Annotated in this window: 25 protein-coding genes; 14 read left to right on the forward strand and 11 right to left on the reverse strand. The window is 59.2% G+C overall.

The features are described from left to right. Positions 1-59: 59 nt before the first annotated feature. Positions 60-1,262: a pyridoxal phosphate-dependent aminotransferase gene (locus CRP02_RS22225; protein WP_003513431.1), complete on the reverse strand. Its 1,203-nt coding sequence runs from the start codon at positions 1,260-1,262 to the stop codon at positions 60-62. A gap of 209 nt (positions 1,263-1,471) precedes the next feature. Between CRP02_RS22225 and CRP02_RS22230 the strand changes: the two genes are divergently transcribed. The 4 genes from CRP02_RS22230 (at position 1,472) to CRP02_RS22245 (ending at position 4,561) form a co-directional block, all read left to right on the forward strand. After that, complete coding sequence (locus CRP02_RS22230; protein WP_097172307.1) at positions 1,472-2,401, forward strand: EAL domain-containing protein; 930 nt, start codon at positions 1,472-1,474, stop codon at positions 2,399-2,401. Between the two features lie 145 nt (positions 2,402-2,546). Then, complete coding sequence (locus CRP02_RS22235; RefSeq protein WP_081307400.1) at positions 2,547-2,858, forward strand: hypothetical protein; 312 nt, start codon at positions 2,547-2,549, stop codon at positions 2,856-2,858. Between the two features lie 141 nt (positions 2,859-2,999). Continuing rightward, complete coding sequence (locus tag CRP02_RS22240; RefSeq protein ID WP_097172308.1) at positions 3,000-3,902, forward strand: DMT family transporter; 903 nt, start codon at positions 3,000-3,002, stop codon at positions 3,900-3,902. 443 nt (positions 3,903-4,345) lie between these two features. Next, positions 4,346-4,561 (forward strand): cold-shock protein, encoded by a 216-nt coding sequence (locus tag CRP02_RS22245; protein ID WP_003494703.1) that lies wholly within the window; start codon positions 4,346-4,348, stop codon positions 4,559-4,561. A gap of 92 nt (positions 4,562-4,653) precedes the next feature. Here CRP02_RS22245 and CRP02_RS22250 read toward each other — a convergent pair whose 3' ends face one another. Then, the gene (locus tag CRP02_RS22250) at positions 4,654-5,298 is read right to left on the reverse strand and encodes an MBL fold metallo-hydrolase (protein ID WP_025594124.1); all 645 of its coding nucleotides are present in this window, start codon (positions 5,296-5,298) and stop codon (positions 4,654-4,656) included. 234 nt (positions 5,299-5,532) lie between these two features. Here CRP02_RS22250 and CRP02_RS22255 point away from each other — a divergent pair, with 234 nt between their 5' ends. The 4 genes from CRP02_RS22255 to CRP02_RS22275 all read left to right on the forward strand — a co-directional run bounded on the left by CRP02_RS22255 (position 5,533) and on the right by CRP02_RS22275 (position 8,988). Further along, entirely contained in the window at positions 5,533-6,132 is a 600-nt protein-coding gene (locus tag CRP02_RS22255; protein WP_097172309.1) for a DUF1236 domain-containing protein, read from the forward strand. A 202-nt stretch (positions 6,133-6,334) separates the two neighbouring features. Next, the gene (locus tag CRP02_RS22265; RefSeq protein WP_003513440.1) at positions 6,335-6,862 is read left to right on the forward strand and encodes a MarR family winged helix-turn-helix transcriptional regulator; all 528 of its coding nucleotides are present in this window, start codon (positions 6,335-6,337) and stop codon (positions 6,860-6,862) included. Positions 6,863-6,864: 2 nt separating this feature from the next. Further along, complete coding sequence (locus CRP02_RS22270; RefSeq protein WP_019565223.1) at positions 6,865-7,578, forward strand: response regulator; 714 nt, start codon at positions 6,865-6,867, stop codon at positions 7,576-7,578. Positions 7,579-7,608: 30 nt separating this feature from the next. Beyond that, entirely contained in the window at positions 7,609-8,988 is a 1,380-nt protein-coding gene (locus CRP02_RS22275) for an ATP-binding protein (RefSeq protein WP_097172310.1), read from the forward strand. Between the two features lie 121 nt (positions 8,989-9,109). Here CRP02_RS22275 and CRP02_RS22280 read toward each other — a convergent pair whose 3' ends face one another. From CRP02_RS22280 to CRP02_RS27350, 5 genes are all read right to left on the reverse strand, one after another. Then, a complete protein-coding gene (locus CRP02_RS22280; protein WP_003513443.1) occupies positions 9,110-9,451 on the reverse strand; it encodes a tRNA-binding protein in 342 nt (113 codons plus the stop codon). Between the two features lie 27 nt (positions 9,452-9,478). Beyond that, positions 9,479-10,297, reverse strand: a complete 819-nt coding sequence (gene proC, locus CRP02_RS22285) for a pyrroline-5-carboxylate reductase (RefSeq protein WP_097172311.1) — start codon at positions 10,295-10,297, stop codon at positions 9,479-9,481. Between the two features lie 2 nt (positions 10,298-10,299). Further along, positions 10,300-10,800, reverse strand: coding sequence for a YbjN domain-containing protein (locus CRP02_RS22290; protein ID WP_006311131.1), 501 nt, complete (start codon positions 10,798-10,800; stop codon positions 10,300-10,302). A 432-nt stretch (positions 10,801-11,232) separates the two neighbouring features. Further along, positions 11,233-11,496: an accessory factor UbiK family protein gene (locus CRP02_RS22295; protein ID WP_003513446.1), complete on the reverse strand. Its 264-nt coding sequence runs from the start codon at positions 11,494-11,496 to the stop codon at positions 11,233-11,235. 20 nt (positions 11,497-11,516) lie between these two features. Continuing rightward, the gene (locus tag CRP02_RS27350) at positions 11,517-11,708 is read right to left on the reverse strand and encodes a hypothetical protein (protein ID WP_143539336.1); all 192 of its coding nucleotides are present in this window, start codon (positions 11,706-11,708) and stop codon (positions 11,517-11,519) included. 96 nt (positions 11,709-11,804) lie between these two features. Here CRP02_RS27350 and lgt point away from each other — a divergent pair, with 96 nt between their 5' ends. From lgt to CRP02_RS22325, 6 genes are all read left to right on the forward strand, one after another. Continuing rightward, complete coding sequence (gene lgt / locus CRP02_RS22300; protein ID WP_179784166.1) at positions 11,805-12,617, forward strand: prolipoprotein diacylglyceryl transferase; 813 nt, start codon at positions 11,805-11,807, stop codon at positions 12,615-12,617. 15 nt (positions 12,618-12,632) lie between these two features. Further along, on the forward strand, positions 12,633-13,733 hold the full coding sequence (locus tag CRP02_RS22305) for a class I SAM-dependent methyltransferase (RefSeq protein WP_097172313.1): 1,101 nt from the start codon (positions 12,633-12,635) through the stop codon (positions 13,731-13,733). A gap of 160 nt (positions 13,734-13,893) precedes the next feature. Then, complete coding sequence (gene pgeF, locus CRP02_RS22310; protein ID WP_097172314.1) at positions 13,894-14,688, forward strand: peptidoglycan editing factor PgeF; 795 nt, start codon at positions 13,894-13,896, stop codon at positions 14,686-14,688. Beyond that, positions 14,689-15,840 carry a M24 family metallopeptidase gene (locus tag CRP02_RS22315; protein ID WP_025594132.1) on the forward strand — a complete coding sequence of 384 codons (1,152 nt, stop codon included), beginning with the start codon at positions 14,689-14,691 and terminating at the stop codon, positions 15,838-15,840. 90 nt (positions 15,841-15,930) lie between these two features. Next, positions 15,931-16,707, forward strand: a complete 777-nt coding sequence (locus CRP02_RS22320) for a hypothetical protein (protein WP_097172315.1) — start codon at positions 15,931-15,933, stop codon at positions 16,705-16,707. Between the two features lie 220 nt (positions 16,708-16,927). Further along, positions 16,928-17,860 carry a ribose-phosphate pyrophosphokinase gene (locus CRP02_RS22325; RefSeq protein WP_003513466.1) on the forward strand — a complete coding sequence of 311 codons (933 nt, stop codon included), beginning with the start codon at positions 16,928-16,930 and terminating at the stop codon, positions 17,858-17,860. A gap of 231 nt (positions 17,861-18,091) precedes the next feature. Here CRP02_RS22325 and CRP02_RS22330 read toward each other — a convergent pair whose 3' ends face one another. Genes CRP02_RS22330 through CRP02_RS22345 form a run of 4 tightly spaced genes read right to left on the reverse strand, consistent with a single transcriptional unit; the run spans position 18,092 to position 21,560 of the window. Beyond that, entirely contained in the window at positions 18,092-18,940 is an 849-nt protein-coding gene (locus CRP02_RS22330) for a phosphatase PAP2 family protein (protein ID WP_097172316.1), read from the reverse strand. After that, positions 18,930-20,438: an ArnT family glycosyltransferase gene (locus tag CRP02_RS22335; protein ID WP_179784101.1), complete on the reverse strand. Its 1,509-nt coding sequence runs from the start codon at positions 20,436-20,438 to the stop codon at positions 18,930-18,932. Before CRP02_RS22335 ends, CRP02_RS22330 begins: the two co-directional genes overlap by 11 nt. Then, the gene (locus CRP02_RS22340; protein ID WP_029658792.1) at positions 20,413-20,700 is read right to left on the reverse strand and encodes a lipid-A-disaccharide synthase N-terminal domain-containing protein; all 288 of its coding nucleotides are present in this window, start codon (positions 20,698-20,700) and stop codon (positions 20,413-20,415) included. The genes CRP02_RS22335 and CRP02_RS22340 overlap by 26 nt, the downstream gene beginning before the upstream one ends. Before the next feature lie 20 nt (positions 20,701-20,720). Then, positions 20,721-21,560, reverse strand: coding sequence for a glycosyltransferase family 2 protein (locus CRP02_RS22345; protein ID WP_097172318.1), 840 nt, complete (start codon positions 21,558-21,560; stop codon positions 20,721-20,723). Positions 21,561-21,616 lie beyond the last annotated feature (56 nt).

Genomic DNA, 21,616 nt, shown 5'->3' on the forward strand with positions numbered 1-21,616 from the left:
CCGCAACAAAAAAAGCCCGGCATCGCTGCCGGGCTTCTTCGTTCAAGATCGCAAACCGATCAGCGGCAATCGGCGCAGAAGCGCTGGATGCGCTTGCAGGCCTCTTCCAGCAGTGCTTCCGACGTGGCGTAGGAAATGCGGAAGTTCGGGCCGAGGCCGAACGCCGATCCCTGCACGACGGCAACACCTTCGGCTTCCAGAAGCTCGGAGACGAAATCCACATCCGACTCGATGACCTTGCCGGACGGCGCGGTCTTGCCGATCATGCCGGCGCAGGACGGATAGACGTAGAATGCGCCTTCCGGAGCCGGGCAATTGATGCCTTTCGCCTGGTTGAGCATGGAGACGACGAGATCGCGGCGGCCTTCAAAAATCTTCTTGTTGGCCGGAATGAAATCCTGCGTGCCGTTCAGCGCTTCGACAGCCGCCCACTGAGCAATCGAGCTGGCGCCCGAAGTCTGCTGGCCCTGGATCATGTCCATGGCCTTGATGAGCGGCAGCGGGCCGGCTGCATAGCCGATACGCCAGCCGGTCATGGCATAGGCCTTGGAGACGCCGTTCATCGTAAGCGTGCGGTCATAGAGCGAAGGCTCCACCTCAACCGGCGTGACGAATTTGAAGTCGCCATAGGTCAGGTGTTCGTACATGTCATCAGTCAGCACCCAGACGTGCGGATGCTTGACCAGCACGTCCGTCAATGCCTTCAGCTCGTCATGCGAATAGGCCGCGCCCGAAGGGTTGGACGGCGAGTTGAAAACAAACCACTTGGTCTTCGGCGTGATCGCCTTTTCCAGCGCTTCCGGCTTCAGCTTGAAATTGTCTTCGAGCGTCGTGTCGACGAAGACAGGCGTACCGCCGCAGATCGCCACCATTTCCGGATAGCTGACCCAGTAAGGTGCAGGAATGACGACTTCGTCACCCGGGTTGAGGGTGGCCATGAAGGCGTTGAAAAGGATCTGCTTGCCACCGGTGCCGACGATGGTCTGCTCCGGCTTGTAGTCCAGGCCGTTTTCGCGCTTGAACTTGTCGGCGATCGCCTTGCGCAGTTCAGGAATACCTGAAACGGGCGTGTATTTCGTTTCGCCGCGCTTGATGGCGTCAATGGCGGCTTCCTTGATGTTTTCGGGCGTATCGAAATCCGGCTCGCCGGCGCCAAGGCTGATCACATCGCGGCCCTTCGCTTTAAGCTCACGGGCTTTCTGGGTAACAGCGATGGTGGCGGATGGCTTTACGCGGGAGAGAATGTCGGCAAGGAAGGCCATTTTTAATCGGTCCTGTTGTGGTTGACATCGGCAGAGGCGGAAAATCCTGTCTTCTGCGGCATTTTCTATGTCGAAAGACAGGCGCTCTTTCAAGGTCAAAAGCAGCATATGTGACACGGGAAAGAATTTAAACCTTCCTTAACCCGGAAGTAACGCTTGATGCGCTATATTCTCCGGCTAGAGGTCGTGTCTCTGTAGCTGGTTGAAAAATGGCGCCCAAAAGCATCTTTTCCAGTCTTGTCCGCGAGGTCGATGGCACATGGTCCACGGCCTATGGCACCTTCAACTTGAAATCCGCCCTGCAGCCCATCTTTCGCCGAACGATGAACGGCGCTCTCGACATCGATTCCTTCGAGGGTCTGGTGCGTCCCCATCGCAACGGCGAACCGGTGACACCGGGTGAATTCTTCTCGCTGGTGGCGCCTGAAGATATAGAGAATATCGACAGTATTCTGCGAATGATCCACATTCTCAATACCGGCAGGCTCAATCGTTCGCGCGCCCGCGTCTTCGTAAACTTCCATCCGGGCCTGTTCCAGACCCCGGCCAAGATGCGTCAGGAAGTGGAGCGCATGCGCCTTACCGCCCACGAGGCCGGCATGACGGCAGACCGCATCGTCTGCGAAATCTCCGAGAAAAAGGCGTCCGATACGCAGATGGTCGCCGACTTCGCCTATCATATGCACGACATCGGTTTTCGCGTCGCGCTGGACGATTATGGCGCGGGCGATTCCGACATTGACCGGGTGAAACTCATCAAGCCGGACTATGTGAAATTCGAGGCAGGCTGGGTGCGTGATTTCATGCAGAATTCGGCAGGCGCCGCCCTTCTGCGCGTCATCGTCAGCCAGTTTCGCGACGACGGGATAGAGCCGGTGTTCGAAGGACTGGAAACCGGCAGGCAGGTGGATATCTGCGAGGACCTCGGCGTCTTGCTGATGCAGGGATACGTGTTGGCAAAACCCGAACTAGCACCGACGAGTTTCGACGCGCGCTTTCCCGAACTCGGCAGCGGATATTTTTCACCCTCGCCAAGGTCGGACAGGAGCGCTGCGACACCGGCATTCCCGCGTGAAGAACGCCCCGCAGAGCCGCATACCCTGCGCCAGACCCGAACCTTCGGAAAACGCGGCCTTTGAGGCCGTTGACAGCGAAATTGTCCCGAAATCGGCTTTGCCACGATATTGCCACAATAAATACTGCGGAACGCCTGAATTCGGTCTCCAAGCCGTCCATTTCGAAGCCTCTTTTATCCTTTGAGAACAGGGACAAGAGGCGATCGCCATGTTTACCAACGACAGGACATCAGTTGAACGGTTAAGGGCGCAGAGAACGCTGTTTTCCCTCTGGATGGCCATTGCGGCCTTTCTTGTCGTCGTCACCATGGCCGCCGGGATCGCAACCTCGGCCAATGCGGCCCCTCAGGCAATTGACACCCTGCAGACATCCTCTATTCCGCAGGTGACGGCAACCGCGCGGGCGGGCGGCCACCTGTTGCTAGTTATCTTCTCGGCCGCAGCCTTCATCAGCCTTGGCATAGGCGGCCTCGCGCTCACCCGGCGAAGCCTGAAGGACGAGGCCCGCCGCCACAAGTAAGCCGCCCTCTCCTCGACTTGCGGCATCGGCGTGTTGCTGCTAAAGCACAGGGGAAGTCGTCAGAACGACGTTTCAAAAATCCCCGAAATGCCAAGGCCGCGACGGAATGATCTTCGGGCCCCTGCTGTGCTGGTGCCATCAATGACGCGTATTCAGGCCAACATGCTGCTTCTGCTCGCCGCGGCGATCTGGGGAGGTGGTTTCGTCGCACAATCATCCGCCATGGCCTCGATCGGGCCATTCTGGTTCGTCGGTCTGCGCTTCGCCATTGCCGCCATCGCCGTGCTGCCATTCGCCCTGATGGAAACCCGCTCGAAAAAATCGCCGCCACGTCGCAGGGAAATCGGCGGCTTCATCCTTGTGGGACTCGCCCTGTTCGGCGGCGCGACGACGCAGCAGGTCGGACTTTTGACCACAACCGTCACCAATTCCAGCTTCCTGACGGGGCTTTACGTCATCTTCGTGCCCGTGATCGCCGTCGTTCTTTACCGGCGCCATCCCCACTGGATCGTCTGGCCCAGCGCCCTGATGATGCTGGGCGGAATATTCCTGCTCTCGGGCGGCGCATTCGAGGCACTGACGCAGGGCGATATTCTCAGCATCATCTGCGCCTTCTTCTGGGCAATCCAGATTACGCTCGCAGGACGTTTCGTTTCCGCAAGCGGACGGCCGCTTGCGCTCTCATGCACTCAGTTTGCCATTTGCTCTCTCTTGAGTTGCATGATCGGCCTTGCGGTAGAACCCATCAGCATGGCGTCCATAGAGGGGTCGCTGGCGGAAATTCTATACGTCGGCCTCGTATCCTCCGGCCTCGCCTTCGTTCTGCAGGTCGTCGCCCAGCGTTATACGACCGCGCCGCAGGCTGCGATATTTCTCTCTTCAGAGGCGCTTTTCGGCGCCTTGCTGGCGTCGATTTTCCTGAAGGAAACCATTTCCAACGCCGGTTATATCGGCTGCGTGATCATTTTCGCCGCTATATTGATCGTCGAACTGGTGCCGGAACTGACGCGTAAACGGCAAAAAACCGTCGCTGGAACGGCCTGACGCAGTAAGAACTGATTTTTCTGTTTCGAGGAAAAATCGTACTGCCGCATTCAAAATTTTGCCCGGAAACCGAAGGCAACCGGCAATTATTTCATCAATTATCAAATATGCGGAAAAAATGTGCGACTACGCGCAAGAATTCTACCGCAGGTTTTTATCCGACAAAAAGCCCGTGAAAACTTTTGCTTGCCAATTTTCCATAAACGCAGCAATCTACTGCGGTTCGGGCAATTTGCGAGCATGGGAAGGCCTATAAATTTGCGCACTGGGGACGCTATAAACCTCGGGCGGTGGGACGAAAAACGTTGGATGAGAACGCCATTACTTCCCGCTGTGAAGGTCCTTTTTCTCAATAGTCAAGAGCTGCCTGCCAACGCCCTCGCGGGGCAAAACTGTAATGCTGCCTGTAGCTGAACGCGGGCAGAGCGAAAAGGACCTGATGCATGGCCGAAACTGGCACCGTAAAATTCTTCAACACAGACAAAGGCTTCGGCTTCATCAAGCCAGACAATGGTGGCGCTGATATCTTTGTTCATATCTCTGCCGTACAGGCTTCCGGCCTGTCCGGACTTTCAGAAAATCAGAAAGTGAGCTTCGACACGGAACCGGATCGTCGCGGCAAGGGCCCGAAGGCAGTCAATCTGCAGATTGCTGGCTAACCCTAAAACGGCTTTCATTTCTAGTTGAAGCCCGGCAGGAATGCCGGGTTTTTTTATGCCCAATCCGGAGGCGCCAATACGCGCCCGGAAACTCAGATCCCCTTGAGATAGGGGTTGGTGCGCCGCTCCTCGCCAAGCCGCCCGCCGGGGCCATGGCCGCAGATAAATCCGACATCATCACCCAGCGGCAGCAGCTTGTCGCGAATGGACGCCATCAATTGCTCGTGGTTTCCGCCCGGCAGGTCGGTACGCCCCACCGACCCCGCAAACAGCACGTCGCCGACATGGGCGAATTGCTGGTCGCGATTATAATAGATGACGTGTCCGGGAGCATGACCCGGGCAATGGTAGACTTCAAAGACATGATCCCCGAAAGATACCGTGTCGCCCTCATTCAGCCACCTGTCCGGCAAAACGTTCTGAAGACCGCTGATGCCGTATTTTTCGGCCTGGGTCTCGATCCTCTCGAGCAGCGGCCGATCGTCCTCATGCGGGCCGATCACCGGCAGGGAAAGCTTCTCGCGCAGTTCCTTGGCGCCACCGGCATGGTCGAGGTGGCCGTGCGTCAGCCAGATTTCCTTGAGCGCGATGCCGTTTTCGGAAACCACCTGAAGAATGACATCGACATCCCCACCCGGGTCGACGACAACGCCTTCCTTCGTATCCTCATCGAAGAGAATGGTGCAGTTCTGCTCGAACGGCGTGACCGGAATAATGCCCGCCTGCAACTTTCCCATATCCCGTGTCTCCCTGTCTGATAAATTCCGCCTGCTATAGCCTGCGGTCGGTTCCGGCACAATGGCGGAGGAAAAAGCAACGGTTTCCGGTGACCTTGCTACTTCTAAAAACTATGAGTTAATTCAATTAGATATCGGAAATATTCCCGCTCAAGACGGAAGGTGACTGTGAAAAATGTGGAACGCCCTGAAGGCTGCGACGTTGTAGGTCCAGTCTTAAAAGGAGTGAGACACATGGACAAGACGCTTAAAATGCTCATGGCTGGCGGCGCTTTCGCCCTGATGGCCGGTTACGCAAACGCCGCCATGGTCGCCACAACAGCATCGGACGTTTCCGTTCGGTCGGGCCCAGGCGAGGACTATCCCGAGCTTGGCCTTGCCACCCGTGGCAGCAATGCAGTTCTTGATGGCTGCATGGACGGCAGCAGCTGGTGCCGCATTGAAGTCAACGGCCTGCGCGGCTGGGCACATGCGGATTATCTGAATGTCATGTATGAGGGCTCTCCCGTCATTCTAGAACAGCGCCGCTCCGATATCAGCGTGCCGGTCGTGACGTACGAGAAGACCTCGAGCGTACAGGCAGAACCCAACCCCGGCGATCCGAACCTTGGCCGCGTCGGTGAAGTCAACCCGCCCGAAACCGTCATCTCCTATATTGACGAGCACCCTGCGGACACTGTCACCTTTGATGGCGAGGTAGCGGTCGGCAGCACCCTGCCCTCCGATACCCAGCTCGTGGAAATTCCCGATTACGAGTATCGCTACGTTCAGGTGAACGACGTGCCGGTTCTGGTGGAGCCATCGACGCGCCGGATTGTTTACGTCTACCAGTAGACGCGAACTCGATACCGGCAGCATGAAACCAATGAAGAGCGCGGGCTTTCCGCGCTCTTTTCTATTTCCGGTAAAGGCCAGTCAGGATTCCAGTTGCACCGGCACCCGCAGCATATTATCCACCGCAACAGAAAATGATCGCGGCATCCTCCCGAGCGGACGCATTTTCGGCTATGTTTACAGAATATTGGCGCATCGACGTATGTCAGCCGCAGAATATGAAGGAACCGCAGTGCCACCGCAATCGCTCAAAACCGCAGCCGCCAGGCAGACACCGGCACTCCCGAAGGTTGACGACGGCAAGATCGACTTCGATACGATAGAGGCGCTGTTCTTCGCTTATCGCGATTTCGTCTCCGATCCAGATGTCATTCTTTCGAAACTGGAATATGGGCGCGCGCATCACCGGGTGGTCTATTTCGTCAGCAGGCAGCCCGGCATGACGGTGGCAGATTTGCTCGACACCCTGCAGATCACCAAACAGAGCCTTGCCCGCGTGCTCAAGCAATTGATCGACGATGGTTATATCCGCCAGATGGCTGGCCCGGAAGACCGCCGCCAGCGCAGGCTCTATCCGACGCTGACAGGGCGCGAACTGGCGCTGGCGCTGAGCGAGCCGCAATCGCGGCGGATCGACCGTGCGCTGGAAGGGCTTGGACCCGACGCCCGCGCCTGTGTTCGCAAGTTTCTGGCGCAGATGCGCAGCCCGACACCGGGGGAAGGCGACTGACGATGGCCACGGCAACGACAAAACTCCCCCCCGCCGATGACGATGCGGCCCACCTTCTGATCGTCGATGACGACGCCCGCATTCGCAATCTTCTGCAACGTTTCCTCGGCGACAAGGGATACCGCATCTCCGTCGCAGCCGATGCGGCAGAAGCCCGGCGCAAGATGGTCGGCATCCGTTTCGACCTTCTTATTCTCGACGTGATGATGCCGGGGGAAAACGGGCTTTCGCTCACCCGGTCGCTGAATGAGAACAAATCCGTGCCGGTCATTCTCCTGACCGCCCGCTCGGAGGCGGACTCCCGAATTGCTGGGCTGGAAGCCGGCGCGGATGATTATCTCGCGAAGCCTTTCGATCCGCGCGAACTTGTCCTGCGTATCAACAACATCCTGCGGCGCAACACTTCGCCGGATACGCCCAAGATCGAACAGATCATGTTCGGCCCCTACAGCTTCTCGATCCCCAGGAAGGAATTGCGGCGCGGCCCTGAAACGATCCGCCTGACGGATCGCGAACAGGAAATCATGCTGCTTTTTGCGCTTCGCGCCGGCGATACCATTCCACGGCACGAGCTGGTCGAGGCGGAATCGGAAGTGGGCGAAAGAACAATCGACGTGCAGATCAACCGCCTTCGCCGCAAGATCGAGGACGACCCTGCCAACCCGGTCTATCTGCAAACGGTGCGTGGTATCGGCTACCGCCTGAGCGTGGATTGACAAGGACAAACGAAAGGCGGGCGCACAGCCATGGCGAGCCTCGATTTTCTAATCACTGTCAGGAATAGCGGCGTAGCCAAGACCTGGCGCGCATTTACCAGATGGCTTCGCCACTGGCTGCCCACCGGGCTTTATACGCGCTCGCTGCTGATCATCATCCTGCCGATGATCCTGCTTCAGGGCGTGGTCGCGGCCGTTTTCATGGAGCGTCACTGGCAGCTGGTTACCGAGCGCCTTTCCTCCGCCGTAACGCGTGATATCGCAGCGATCATCGAGCTTCTGCAAACTGATGAGGAAGAAGACGACTATCAGCGCGTCATTCGCATCGCCCGCGAGAAGCTGGGCCTCAGCATCTACATCGAGCCGAAGGCCGATTTGCCGGCCCCGAGACCAGAACCGCTGTTTTCCATTCTGGATACGATCCTCGCCAATCAGCTGACCCAGCAAATCGGCCGGCCATTCTGGATCGATACTTATGGCAATGGTTCCCTGGTGGAAATACGTGTCCAGCTCGAAGACAAGACGCTCCGCGTCTTTACCAGTCGCAGCGCCGCCTATGCCTCCAACACGCATATCTTCCTTGTATGGATGGTCGGTGCATCGCTGGTCCTGATCGCCATTTCCATCCTGTTCCTGCGCGGACAGATCAAGCCTATCGAAGCGCTTGCCAAGGCGGCCGAAAATTTCGGCAGGGGCCAGAAGATTAGCGCCTATTCCCCACGCGGCGCAGACGAGGTGCGGCGGGCGGGTCTTGCCTTCATATTGATGCGCGAACGCATCGAGCGGCAGATGGAACAGCGCACTGCCATGCTGAACGGTGTCAGCCACGACCTGCGCACCATCCTCACCCGTTTCAAGCTGCAACTCGCGCTTGCCGGCGACAATCCTGATCTGGAAGGGTTGGACAAGGATGTCGAGGATATGCAGTCGATGCTGGAGGCCTACCTCACCTTTGCCCGCACCGATGTCGAGGAGGATGTCGGCACGCTGGAGCTTCCGGCACTTCTGGAAAAAATCGACTATGATTTCGAGCTGCACGGCAAGAAATTCAGCTACGAGCTTTATAATATCGACCAGATCATCGCGCGCCCGAATGCCCTCTCCCGCCTCGTCGCCAATCTCGCGGAGAATGCCCGGCGCTATGCCACCAAGCTCCATATCGACATCCGCAAGGCGCCACGCTCCATCATCATGACGTTTGATGATGACGGGCCGGGTATTCCGGAAGCGTCAAGGGAGGATGTCTTCAAGCCGTTCTTCCGGCTGGACGAGGCACGCAACCTCAACGCCTCTGGCACCGGGCTCGGCCTCTCCATTGTCCGCGACATCGCCCGCAGCCATGGCGGTGACGTATCGCTGGACGACAGCCCCATGGGCGGATTGCGGGTGATCGTCAAAATTCCGGCGTAGAGCAGCGGAGAGAAAAATGTGACGCGGCTCGCCCGCTTCCGTCATTCCAGCCTTGAACCGGAATGACGGAGAAAGAATGTTCAGCCTGCGCAATCTCTGGGTTGAGTGTTGTTGTGCTTTCTCAGCACATTTTCTCGCCGTTCGGCACCGGCCGCTCCACCGCGGCAAGCACGATGTCGCCGTTGCCATCGGCAAACCCCAATGTCAGAACCTCGGAGCGGAACGGGCCAATCTGGCGCGGCGGAAAATTCACCACTCCCAGCACCTGCCGGCCGATCAGACTTTCCGGGGTATAATGCACCGTGATTTGCGCCGAGGATTTCTTGATGCCGATCTCGGGGCCGAAATCGATCTTCACCTTGATCGCCGGCTTGCGTGCTTCCGGAAAAGGCTCTGCCTCGACGATCGTGCCGACACGGATATCGACCTTCTCGAAATCGGCATAGGAAATTTCACTGCTCATGCCCTGCTCCCGCCAGCCTGCTCGTCTTCAACCAGCCAGTTCTTCAGCGCGATTTTTCGCCGCAGCGATCGCCTTGTCAAACAGGGGCTGCATGCCGTCTTCGGCCATCAGCACCGAAAGTGCGGCAGCCGTTGTACCGCCCGGCGAGGTCACGTTTTGGCGCAGGCGCGCCGCCTCGTCTGAGGACTGATGCAGGAGTTCGCCAGCACCGGCCACGGTTTCACGCGCCAGCCGCATGGCTATATCCGCCGGCAGACCGGCCTTGCGACCGGCTTCCGCCATGCATTCGACCAGATAGAAGACATAGGCCGGACCGCTTCCCGAAACCGCGGTAACCGCGTCGATATCGCTTTCGGTTTCCACCCATTCGACCGGACCGCTGACCTTCAGCAATCCATCCACCACGGCCTTAAGCGCCGGCGTCACCAATTCATTGGCATAGGCTCCCGTCACGCCACGACCAACCATGGCGGGCGTATTCGGCATGGCCCGCACGGCGGCGACCGAACCGAAATGCGAAACGAAAGTGCCGATGGTGGTGCCGGCCGCAATCGAAACCACGACGGTCTCGGGTCCGAGCAAGGGCTTGAGGGAGGGTAGCACTGCTTCCATCATCTGCGGTTTTACCGCAACAAACAGAATGCCCGCCTTCACGCCGTCAGGCACGCTTTCGCTATGCGTGGCACCCGCTTCCGCAATTGTCGTGCGCATGGAGTCGGAGGGGCGCGGATCGATGACGATAACCTGCGAACCCGGCACGCCCTTTTTCAGCCAGCCCGAAAGCAAAGCGCCGCCCATATTGCCCGCCCCAACGAGGACGAGAGGACCGGAAGCCCTGTAGACCATTTTCAAGCTTCTCCGACGGTCTCGAACATGACCGCTTCAATTGCACTTTTCGCATCCAGCCCCGACCATACGACGAACTGGAATGCCTGATAATATTGTTCGCATGCCTCAAGCGCGCTGGAAAGCAGCACTTCCACCTGCTGGTTGTTAGGCTCCGCACCGCCAGCCAGAAGCAGCGACTGGCGGAAGATCACAACATCTTCCTGCCGCCAAAGATCGAAATGACCCATCAGCACCTGGCCGTTGACCTGAGACAACAGGCGAATGACTTCGTTGACGCGCTGATCGGGCACCTTGATGTCGAAGGCGCAGGCCAGATGCAGTGCCTCGAAATCTTCCATCCAGGAAAAGGAAACGTGATAATCGGCCCAGTGGCCCGCCACCGTCATGGCGATCTCGTCTTCGCCGGAACGTTCGAACGACCAGTCGTTCGAGGCGGCGACAATCTCGATCATGTCCACGGGATTGGACTGGCGCTCAATTTCAAATTCTATCAGGCTCATGCGGCACCTTCTCATCCGGTATGGATGTTCTGTTTTGAACGCCGGGCACAAAACGCACACACAAACCGGATTCAACACTTGAGACGATTGCCCGACACCAACAGAGTTACACATTCACCCTGTGTGGAGCTTACCAGGTTCGTTTCGAATCATCATTTAAAATCAGTGTATAATGGCCGAGTCCTGCTGCCACCCCTCGGGCAGCATTTTTACTTTTTGAACAGTGGATATCTTCTCCCCCATCACCTCAGGCGAGATACATAAGCGACTCTGGCAATTGCGTTTTTTGGAAGTGTCCACAGGCCTCAAAAAATTAACGAAGGAGGCAGGTCCGGATCGACAGGGAGTAATTTCGGGTTGCATGGCCCGCAAACAAAAAGTCCCGGAATCGCAGGCGATCCGGGACCTCTTGATGAAAAAGCGCGAAAAGAATCAATCCTTGGCGGCAGAAAGCTTTGCTTCCAGAGCCTCGATGCGGGCGCGCAACGCATCGTTTTCATCGCGCGCCTTGATCGCCATCTCGCGCACCGCGTCGAATTCCTCGCGCTTGACCACGTCGAGGCTGTTCAGCCAGCGATCCGCCTGTGCGTGCAAGGCAGCCTCGGCCTCCTTGCGCATTCCCTGCGCAGCGCCCGCCGCATCGGTCATCAGCTTGGCGAATTCATCCAGAAAACGATTGGTGCCTGTCGTGCTCATGGCCCTGTTCCTTCGTCGGTTCAGGGAGCGTTCCGTTCCCTGCTGTTGATGCCTTTCAGGTAGGCACTCGACAGCCGCCTTGCAAGCAAAATCGAAAAATCGGCATGGCTTGCAATGGCCTTCGACATCGCAAAGCGTCCCTTGAAGAATAATCTTGACCGGCGCTGCGGCAATCGCCATTTTCCTCGCGTAAAGAGACCGGTGAGCATCATCGCCCGGCTCCTTGAGGCAATGGGTCATTCTGTTGTCCGCCCAGCAACGATGACGGAATATACGGATTGTTAGCCGCTCCCACCCAACTTGCCATCATGCCATTTCCGAATATCGATCCGGTTGCCCTGTCTCTCGGGCCTCTGGCGATCCATTGGTACGGCATTGCCTACGTCGCCGGCATCATGCTCGGCTGGTTTTATGCCCGCCGCCTTGCGCTTACGCCTCGCCTGTGGCCAAACGATACATCGCCGATCTCGGCGCAGCATCTCGACGACTTCATCCTGTGGGCAGCCGGCGGCATCGTGCTTGGCGGGCGTATCGGCTATATCCTGTTTTACGATCTTGGCGCCGTCGCCGCAAACCCTATAAGAGCACTTGAGATATGGAACGGCGGCATGTCGTTCCATGGCGGCCTGATCGGCACGACCATCGCCATGATCCTCTTTGCCCGCAAGAACGGTATCCCTGTCTGGAGCATGTTCGATATCATCGCAGCCGTCGCACCCGTCGGCCTGCTGTTCGGACGCATCGCCAATTTCATCAATGGCGAATTGTGGGGACGTATCGCCGACGTTTCCTGGGCCGTCGTGTTCCCGACCGGCGGGCCGTTTGCGCGTCACCCCAGCCAGCTTTACGAAGCGGGACTTGAAGGCCTCGTTCTCCTCGTCATTCTGGCGGTCACCATCTACGCTTTCAGGGCGCTCAAGACACCTGGCATCGTCACCGGCATCTTCGTTTGCGGTTATGCTCTGTCGCGCATCTTCGTGGAATTCTTCCGCGAGCCGGACGCCCAGATCGGTTATCTCGCGGGCAACTGGCTGACCATGGGCATGTTACTCTCCACGCCGATGTTCCTTCTTGGCCTCTGGGCCGTCTTGCGTGCGCGGCGCGCGAAAATACGCGCTTAAGCGGTATGGCCTGCCATGACGACACCGCTTGCGCAACGCATCAAATCCCTCATCCGCCTGAACGGCCCGCTCAGCGTCACCGATTTCTTCTCGCTTTGCCTTGCCGATCCTGAACACGGTTATTACCGAAGCCGCGAGCCTTTCGGCCGATCCGGTGATTTCATCACCGCTCCGGAAGTCAGTCAGCTTTTCGGCGAAATGCTCGGCGTTTTCGTGGTTCACGCCTGGCAGCGCCATGGCGCGCCCGCAGATATTCGTCTGGTGGAAATCGGCCCCGGCCGCGGCACCATGATGTCTGACATGCTGCGCGTTATCCGCCGCATCGCCCTACCGCTTTACGAGACGATGCGGGTGCATCTGGTGGAGACCAGCCCTCGCCTTTGCGCCATCCAGAAAGAGACGCTCGCCGCGCATGCCGACCGGCTAACATTGCACGACAGTTTCGATGCGGTGCCTGAAGGTTTCCTGCTCCTCGTCGCCAACGAGCTTTTCGACGCCATCCCAATCCGCCAATTCGTGAAGACGCCGCAGGGTTTCCGCGAACGGGTGATTAGTCTTGGTACCGATGGTGAACTGGTCTTCTCGACTGGGCTTGCCGGCATCGACCCGACGCTGCTGCCGCCCGGCCCGGAACGGCAGCCGATTGGCAGCATATTCGAGATCTCACCCGCCCGCGAAGCCGTAATGACCGCCATCTGCCAGCGCCTTTCCGCATATGGCGGCACCGCACTTGCGATCGACTACGGCCATCTGGTCGCCGGATATGGCGACACATTGCAGGCCATGCGCAACCATGCCTTCGACCCGCCGCTTTCTCATCCCGGGCAAGCCGATCTGACCAGCCATGTCGATTTCGAAAGCCTCATCAGGACGGCTGAGGCAAACGGCGTTCATGTCAATGGCGGCATCAGGCAGGGCGACTTTCTTTATGGTCTTGGCCTGAAGGAACGGGCCACCGCCCTTGCCGCAAAAGCAACGCCCGACCAGACGCTTGAAATCGCCGAAGCGGTCAACCGTCTCGCTGGCGAAGGGGCTGGCAGGATGGGGGAACTTTTCAAGGTCATCGCCGTTTCAAGTCCCGCGCTCCATCTCATGCCGTTTCGCGCGGTGGATTGACAGTGCAATCACCTCTGGGCCAACATCGGCCCAGAACGAAGCAAGCGAACGCAGACACACTGCACCAGACAAACGCCGCGCAACGCCGCGGCAACAGGAAACATCTCGCTTAACGCATCCCACTGGCCAACAGCGACATTCTCCAAGGAACTCCCGCACCATGCAGAACGAAACGCTGCCGCTCCCCATCCAGAGCCCCCTGCTTGCCGCCTTGAGTGAAAACCGTGTCCGTCACGGTTTCTTCACCCGGCAGGGCGGTGTCTCCGAGGGGCTTTATCAGGGCCTCAATGTCGGCCTCGGCTCGAATGACGAGCCGGAACTGGTGCAGGAAAACCGCCGGCGCGTCACGCAATGGTTCGGCTTGTCCCCGGAACGTCTCGCCACCGTACATCAGGTCCATTCCCCTGACGTCCTTGTGGTCGATGAAAGCTATGACGGCAGCCGCCCGCAAGCCGATGCGATGGTAACGGCGACACCGGGTTTCGTGCTCGGCGTTCTGAGCGCCGATTGCGGCCCTATCCTTTTTGCCGACGCTGAAGCGGGCGTTGTAGGTGCCGCCCATGCCGGCTGGAAGGGTGCATTGTTCGGCGTGCTCGAAAACACGATCGAGAGCATGAGGAAGCTGGGCGCCAGCCGCGAGCGCATCTCCGCCTCTCTCGGACCCTCCATCAGCCAGGCCAATTATGAGGTCGGGCCTGAATATGTGGCGCGCTTCACCGATTTCGATCCCGCCTATGCGGCGTATTTCACCGCTTCGGACAAAGGCGGCCATGCGCTGTTCGACCTCAAGCAATTTACGGTGGACCGGCTGGTCAATGCGGGCGTGAGAGCGGAAAACCTCGGCCTATGCACCTACCCCGATGAAGAACGCTTCTATTCCTACCGCCGCACGACCCACCGTGCCGAGCCCGACTACGGGCGGCAGATTTCCGCAATCGCAATTCTGGAGGACTAAATGGCCCTGCACTTCGAGCTCTCGGAATTCGATGCCCGCCGCGAACGGCTGATTGCGAAGATGGCGGAAGAGAAGCTGGACGCCATTCTGCTTTTCGCCCAGGAAAGCATGTACTGGCTTACCGGCTATGACACCTTCGGCTACTGCTTCTTCCAGACGCTGGTGGTCAAGTCGGACGGCTCCATGATGCTTCTGACCCGTTCGGCGGATATGCGGCAGGCCCGGAATACTTCGACGATCGAGAATATTCTCGTCTGGGTCGACCGGCCCAATGCCGACCCGACGCTCGATCTTAAGAACCTCCTCAGCGATCTCGATCTCCTTGGCGCCAAGATCGGCGTGGAATACGACACCCACGGCATGACCGGGCGCGTCGCCCGCCTGCTGGACAACCAGCTTGCCAGCTTCTGCCAGATGATCGACGCCTCCTATCTGGTCAGCAGCTTGCGGCTCATCAAGAGCCCAGCCGAGATCGCCTATGCGAGGAAGGCAGGCAGACTTGCGGACGAGGCTCTGGACGCTGCACTGGAACTCATCAAGCCCGGTGCGGACGAAGCCGCGATCCTCTCGGCAATGCAGGGAGCGGTTCTGGCCGGCGGCGGTGACTATCCCGCCAATGAATTCATCATCGGCTCCGGTGCGGACGCGCTGCTGTGCCGTTACAAGGCCGGGCGCCGCAGGCTCGATGACAAGGATCAGTTGACGCTGGAATGGGCGGGTGTCAGCGCCCACTACCACGCCGCCATGATGCGCACGGTGGTGATCGGCGAACAGGACTTCCGCCAGAAGGAGCTTTACAGCGCCTGCCTGCAAAACCTCACCGACATCGAAGAAGTGCTGCGGCCCGGCAAGACCTTCGGCGATGTCTTCGACGTGCACGCCCGCGTCATGGACGAGCGTGGACTGACCCGCCATCGCCTGAACTCCTGTGGTTATTCGCTGGGCGCGCGTTTCTCCCCGTCATGGATGGAGCATCAGATGTTCCATGCCGGCAATTCGCAGGAAATCGCCAGCGACATGACCCTGTTCGTGCACATGATCGTGATGGATTCCGATTCCGGCACCGCCATGACCCTCGGCCAGACCTACCTCACCACGGAAGGCGCGCCGGAACCGCTCTCGCGCCATAGCCTCGATCTTCTCACAGCTTAAATCTGCACCGGGTTTGACAGAGCGGGAAAACCGGCCCTACATTGCCGCCACCTTGGGCAAGAAGGAGCGGAACATGAGAGGAAACGTCGCATGAGCCGGACGGGGTTTACCCGCCCTTTCCAGACGTTTGTCGTTTCGGTCCTCGTCATTCCGGCGCTGGCGTTGACCCTGTCGGCCTGCAACACCACGGAGGCGCTGACGCCGCAGGTGAATGTCGGCCAAAATGGCTCGCAATCGACACCGGTGACGCAGGGCGATCTCGACCAGATGGCTGCCGCCGCCGACCGCGCGCCCGCAGGCGCACCGGCAACCGCCTCTTCCGTGCCCGCTTATGCACCGCAGAACTCCCTGCAGGCGCAGGCACAGGCGCTTTCCAACGGCAATGAGTACGGCGAACCGCTTGCTCAGACCCAGTCTCCCGGACAATCCTCAGGCCGCTCACCCGCCAGCAGCGAGCCGCCGCCTCCACAGCAGACGGCTGCACTTGCCCCCGCCGCTTCCGGCAACACCATCCGCTTCCTGCCGATCATCGGCGCGCCCGTTCAGGCCGTCACGCCGCTTTCGCGGCAACTGGGCGCCGAGGCACGCGCAAAGGGGCTGACAATCCGCGCCTCCAACGACAATTCGGCAGAGAACATCCTCAAGGGATATTTCTCCGCCTTCGCCGATGGTAGCAAGGTCAACATCATCTACGTCTGGGACGTTCTGGATGCCAATGGTGTCAGGCTCCACCGCCTGCAGGGGCAGGAAACGGTGGCAGCGAAGGGCAGCGATCCCTGGGCCGCCGCGACCGACAGGGTCATGCAGGATATCGCCGCAAAAACGCTCAACGAGTATTCGTCATGGAAGCAGTCTCAAAGGGGATGAGATGAAACGGCGGGAGAAGTCACAGAGATTTCATGAAAATCAGTGCGAAAGCACGGAGTCCTCTTGCAATCGGAAGCAACAACGCTATTAAGGCGCGCATGGCAACAAGGCGTATCCGGCAAAGGCTTTTCAGCCGGATGTTCCTCCCCTTGAACGACGCTTGGTTACGGCAGACACTTTCCCGTGGCGCAAGGCGATTGCATGGAAACAGGCGGGCGCAATGAAGGTTTTCGCAGGCAATTCGAACCGGCACCTTGCCGAAGCGATCTGCAAGTATCTCAACGTTCCCTTGGGAAATGCCACCGTAAAGCGGTTTGCTGACCAGGAAATTTTCGTAGAAATCAGTGAAAACGTACGCGGGGAGGACGTTTTTCTCGTCCAGTCCACTTCATTTCCGGCAAACGATCATCTGATGGAACTGCTCATCATGATCGATGCCATGCGCCGCTCCTCGGCAAAACGCATCACGGCAGTACTTCCCTATTTCGGTTACGCCCGCCAGGATCGCAAAGCCGGCCCCCGCACACCGATTTCCGCCAAGCTCGTCGCCAACCTGATCACCGAAGCCGGCGCCGACCGCGTTCTGACGCTCGATCTTCACGCCGGCCAGATCCAGGGCTTTTTCGATATTCCGACCGACAACCTCTTCGCAGCGCCCATTCTGGCCCGCGATATCAAGGACCACTACGACACCAACAACGTCATGGTCGTTTCGCCTGACGTCGGCGGTGTGGTGCGCGCCCGTGCCCTGTCGAAGCGTCTGGACTGTCTGCTGGCCATCGTCGACAAGCGCCGTGACCGTCCGGGTGAATCCGAAGTCATGAACGTCATCGGCGACGTATCCGGCAAGGACTGCATCCTGATCGACGATATCATCGATTCCGGCGGCACGCTCTGCAACGCTGCCGAAGCGCTGTTGAAAAAGGGCGCAACCAGCGTCACCGCCTATATCACGCACGGCGTGCTTTCCGGCGGCGCCGTTGCCCGCGTGGCCTCATCGAAGCTGCGCGAACTCGTCATCACCGACAGCATCCAGCCGACCACCAGCGTCCAGTCCGCGCACAATATCCGCGTGATCAGCACTGCGGGCCTTCTGGGCGAAGCGATCAACCGCACCGCGCAGGAACAGTCGGTTTCCGGCCTGTTCGACTGAAGCAATCGTTTCTCTCGCACATCTGCAAAATCACTGCATCCGCATACCGTCACCCCGGATTTAGTCCGGGGTCCAGTGCGATCAAGTCTTTGATCGCGTAAGACCCTTTCTTACGGCGCAGACGCGCCGTGGCTGGATGCCGGTTAAAGATTGGCATGACGAGAAGAGGGCTTATCAACTTTGCCAGCTATCTCAGCATCCGCAGAGATCGCATCACTCCATCTGCACCACTCAGGAAGATGCCGTGCCCGCATCCGGCGGTCGTTGCAGCCGTGTGGCGGCGGCCTTGATTTTCGGCCACCAGCGCCGAGCGCGGTTGCGAACGGCATGGCTGCCATTGCGCCAAAGGCTGATGGCATCGGCCGTAACGGCATCGCCGGTAAACAGATGGCGATGACGGGCAATTGCCAGCGCCCGGTAAAGAAACAGCGTCGTCAGTGCGGAAAACAGCACGGACATCACCACATCGCTCAGGAAATGCCCGCCAGCTGCAATACGCAGACCGGACATGAGGATTATGGCTCCGGCGGCAGTGCTGCCCATGAAAAGACGCCCGCCCCATTGCAGACGGTTCCAGACAAGCGCGCAGAGCGGCAGGAAAAAACTCGCTATGAGCGCCGTTTCACCGGAGGAAAACGAACAGTTTGAATAACATTGCGTGCTGAACTGGAAAGGCGGCGTAAAAAGCTGATGTCCACCGAAATCGCTGACGCTGAACGGCCGGGCGCGGCCGATATTGGCCTTCAGCACCCCGTTTACCAGAAGCCCGGCGCAGAGCACCACGGGCCCGCAGAGAAAGGCCCAGACGCGCCAGCCCGTGCGCTGCAGCGCCCCCAGCCTGATGTTGCCGACCAGAACGATGAAGGCCAGAAGCGTGGCCAGTTCCGTTAACTCCCGCAACGTATCGCGAAACCATTCCGGAACCGGCAGGCTTCCAGCCCACAGGCGCGCTTCGGGCGAGAAGAACAGGGAAGAAAACTCGAGGTCGATGGACGGGAAGGTCGCGAACAGGATGACGAGCGCCAATGTGGCGAACGTAACCCAGATCGTGATCCGCATATGCGAAAGATCATTGTCCATCGGCAACCCTCGGGATGCATTGTGGCGGCAGACGCCAGAGACCGATTTCCTTGCCTTCGAACGAGCCCGGCCCGGCAACCCAGGTCGATAGCGGTGCCTCGCCATTGAGACAGCCCGGCAAGCCGTCTGACCTTGCAAGAAACACCGGATTTTTCGCCTCGCCGGATTTCAAGGGATAAAGAAGCGCGTAGTGGCTGGAAGGAACGCCGGTTTCAGGCAGCGCACGCCGCAATACCTGCTTTTCGTCCCGCAGCTGATAAAAAAGCTCGGCGAGAATGGAGCGATCTGCAGCGACGATTGCATCCGCCCCCGCCTCGCGCGCCCGGGACAGGCCGGTCGACACAAGCTCCGAGCTGCCGAGATAACGCTTCATCGCCAGGTCGCCATTCGGCAAGCGCAATTCCGTTCCGGCGATCGTCATCAACGGCAGTGCGATGGCAACGATGCCGCCGAGCACAAGGCTGGAAATGGTGAGCCAACGTCGGGATGCCAGAACAGGCACTGCCAGAAGCACGCCCGCGGCATAAGCCCCCACCGCCCAGTTGGCGAGCGCCCGTGACATCAGCCCTTGCGCGGTGATCAGAAGCACGATCGGTACCGAAAGGGCGACAAGCGCCCGGGTTTCAGCGGTTTTCGCCCTGAACGTCGCGACGATCATGCCGATGAAGACGAACGGCCCGACAACACCCGCCTGCGAGAAGAAGAACTCGAGCGCCGGACCGATTTTCAGCTTAACGCCATGCCAGTTGGCATTGTCCGCCGTGTGGCGCGCGGTCATGAAATCATGCGCGGCATTCCACCACAGATTGGGAGCGATGACCGCGGCACAGACCAGAACAGCAATACCGGCGTCGCGCCAACGGATGCGCCAACCCACACAAAGCCAGCCGGCAGCGATGAAGCAGGGCAGAAAATAGATCATCGCATATTTAGACATCAGCCCGAGGCCGAAGCTTAGACCGAGCGCAATGCTCCAGAGCATCGCGGACACAGCGGAGGCGCGTGCTTCTGCGAGCTTGCGCATGCAGATCATCGACAGCACGATGAACAGCATCATCGGCGTATCGGTCGAGATCAACAGGCTGCCGAGCGTCACGGCGGGCAGCGTCAGATAGATGACGGCAGCCAGCGAAGCGAGCTTCGCATCATAGATCATGCGCCCGAGCGCAAGGATTACCGCGGCCGCTATGCCATGGATGACCGGCGCGGCCAGCCGCACGTCGAAGGTGCTCTCGCCGCCGCTCAGAGTGGTGGCGGCGCGAATGATCCAGCCGATCAGCGGTGGCTTGGAATAGGCGCCGAACGCCATCTCCCGGCCCCACAGCCAATATTGCGCCTCATCAACGAAAAGATCGGTGCGGTTGAAAGCAAGCCCGAGGATGCGCAGCACGGTGACGAGCACGATTGCCGCAAGCGCAAACGTCATCCATTGGCGCTGCTCATTCGCCTGCGCGTAAGGCAGAGCTGCGGCCTCATGCATGCTGGCGGCGTTCTGCATGGATCAACCAGAGATTTCGGGCATAAATGAACAGGCCGGAGGCCTGCCCCAGAATGAAAACCGGATCGCGACGCCAGATCGCGTATAATAGCAGCACAAGGCCGCCGAAGATGGAGAAATACCAGAAGGCTACTGGAATGACCGAGCGGTTCGCCCGTTCCGACGAAATCCATTGAACCAGAAAACGCATGGTGAACAGCATCTGGCCCATGAAGCCTGTGCAGACCCAGAGAAATTCCTTCCAGCTGTTCACATGCAGCATGGACCATAAGGCCGGTGCGTTCACGGCGATGTCTCCGTTTTGAAGGTTTCGGCCCAGCTTGCCCGCTTGCGCCGGCGCAACAGCCAGGCAACGCCGATCAGGTCATGGATGCCGACAAGCGCGCGGCCGATATTGGTGTAATGGGAGTTGCCATGCAGGCGCGCCCGGTGCGTAACGTCGACATGGGCAACCTGCCAGCCGTCGCGATTGAAGAGCGCCGGAAAATAGCGGTGATGGTGATCGAAATAGGGCAAGGCGAGATAGGCGTCGCGACGGAAAGCCTTGAGGCCGCAGCCGGTATCCCGCGTGCCGTCCTTCAATATCCGCGCCCGCAAGCCATTGGCGAAGCGGGAGGAAAGACGTTTTGCGAGCGTATCGCGCCGGCCGACGCGCTGGCCGGCCACAAGCGCAAGCCGGCCGGGCGCGTTCGTGGCAAGAAGCGGCGCAAGAAGCGCCGGCAGATTGTCCGGCGGGTTCTGCCCGTCTCCGTCAAGCATACAGACAACCGGCGCGCGCGCTGCCTGCACACCGCTGTGGATCGCAGCCGATTGCCCGCCCTGCCGGTCATGCCGCACCAGCCGCAGCATCGGATAACGCCCGGCAAGCGAAAGCGCCACATCCGCCGTGCGATCGGAAGATGCGTCGTCCACCACGATAATCTCGAACGGACCGACCGGCTGGCAGGCAGCAACGATCTCAGCGACAAGCGTTTCAACGCTCGCTTCCTCATTGTGCATGGGTACGATAACCGCGAAATCCGGAATCGATCTCAAAGGGGCTCCGTCATATCCAGCTGCGGGTGTTCCGCAAACATCGTCGATAGTGGCAAGAGCAGGAGCGCGAAAAGCTTGCATGAATATGAACAGCCGTTGAACTTCGCACGGTATGCGCCCGTTCCATTGCAGTTTTATTACGG

Source organism: Rhizobium sp. AN5, from assembly GCF_900215255.1.
GTDB classification, from domain to species: domain Bacteria; phylum Pseudomonadota; class Alphaproteobacteria; order Rhizobiales; family Rhizobiaceae; genus Agrobacterium; species Agrobacterium tumefaciens.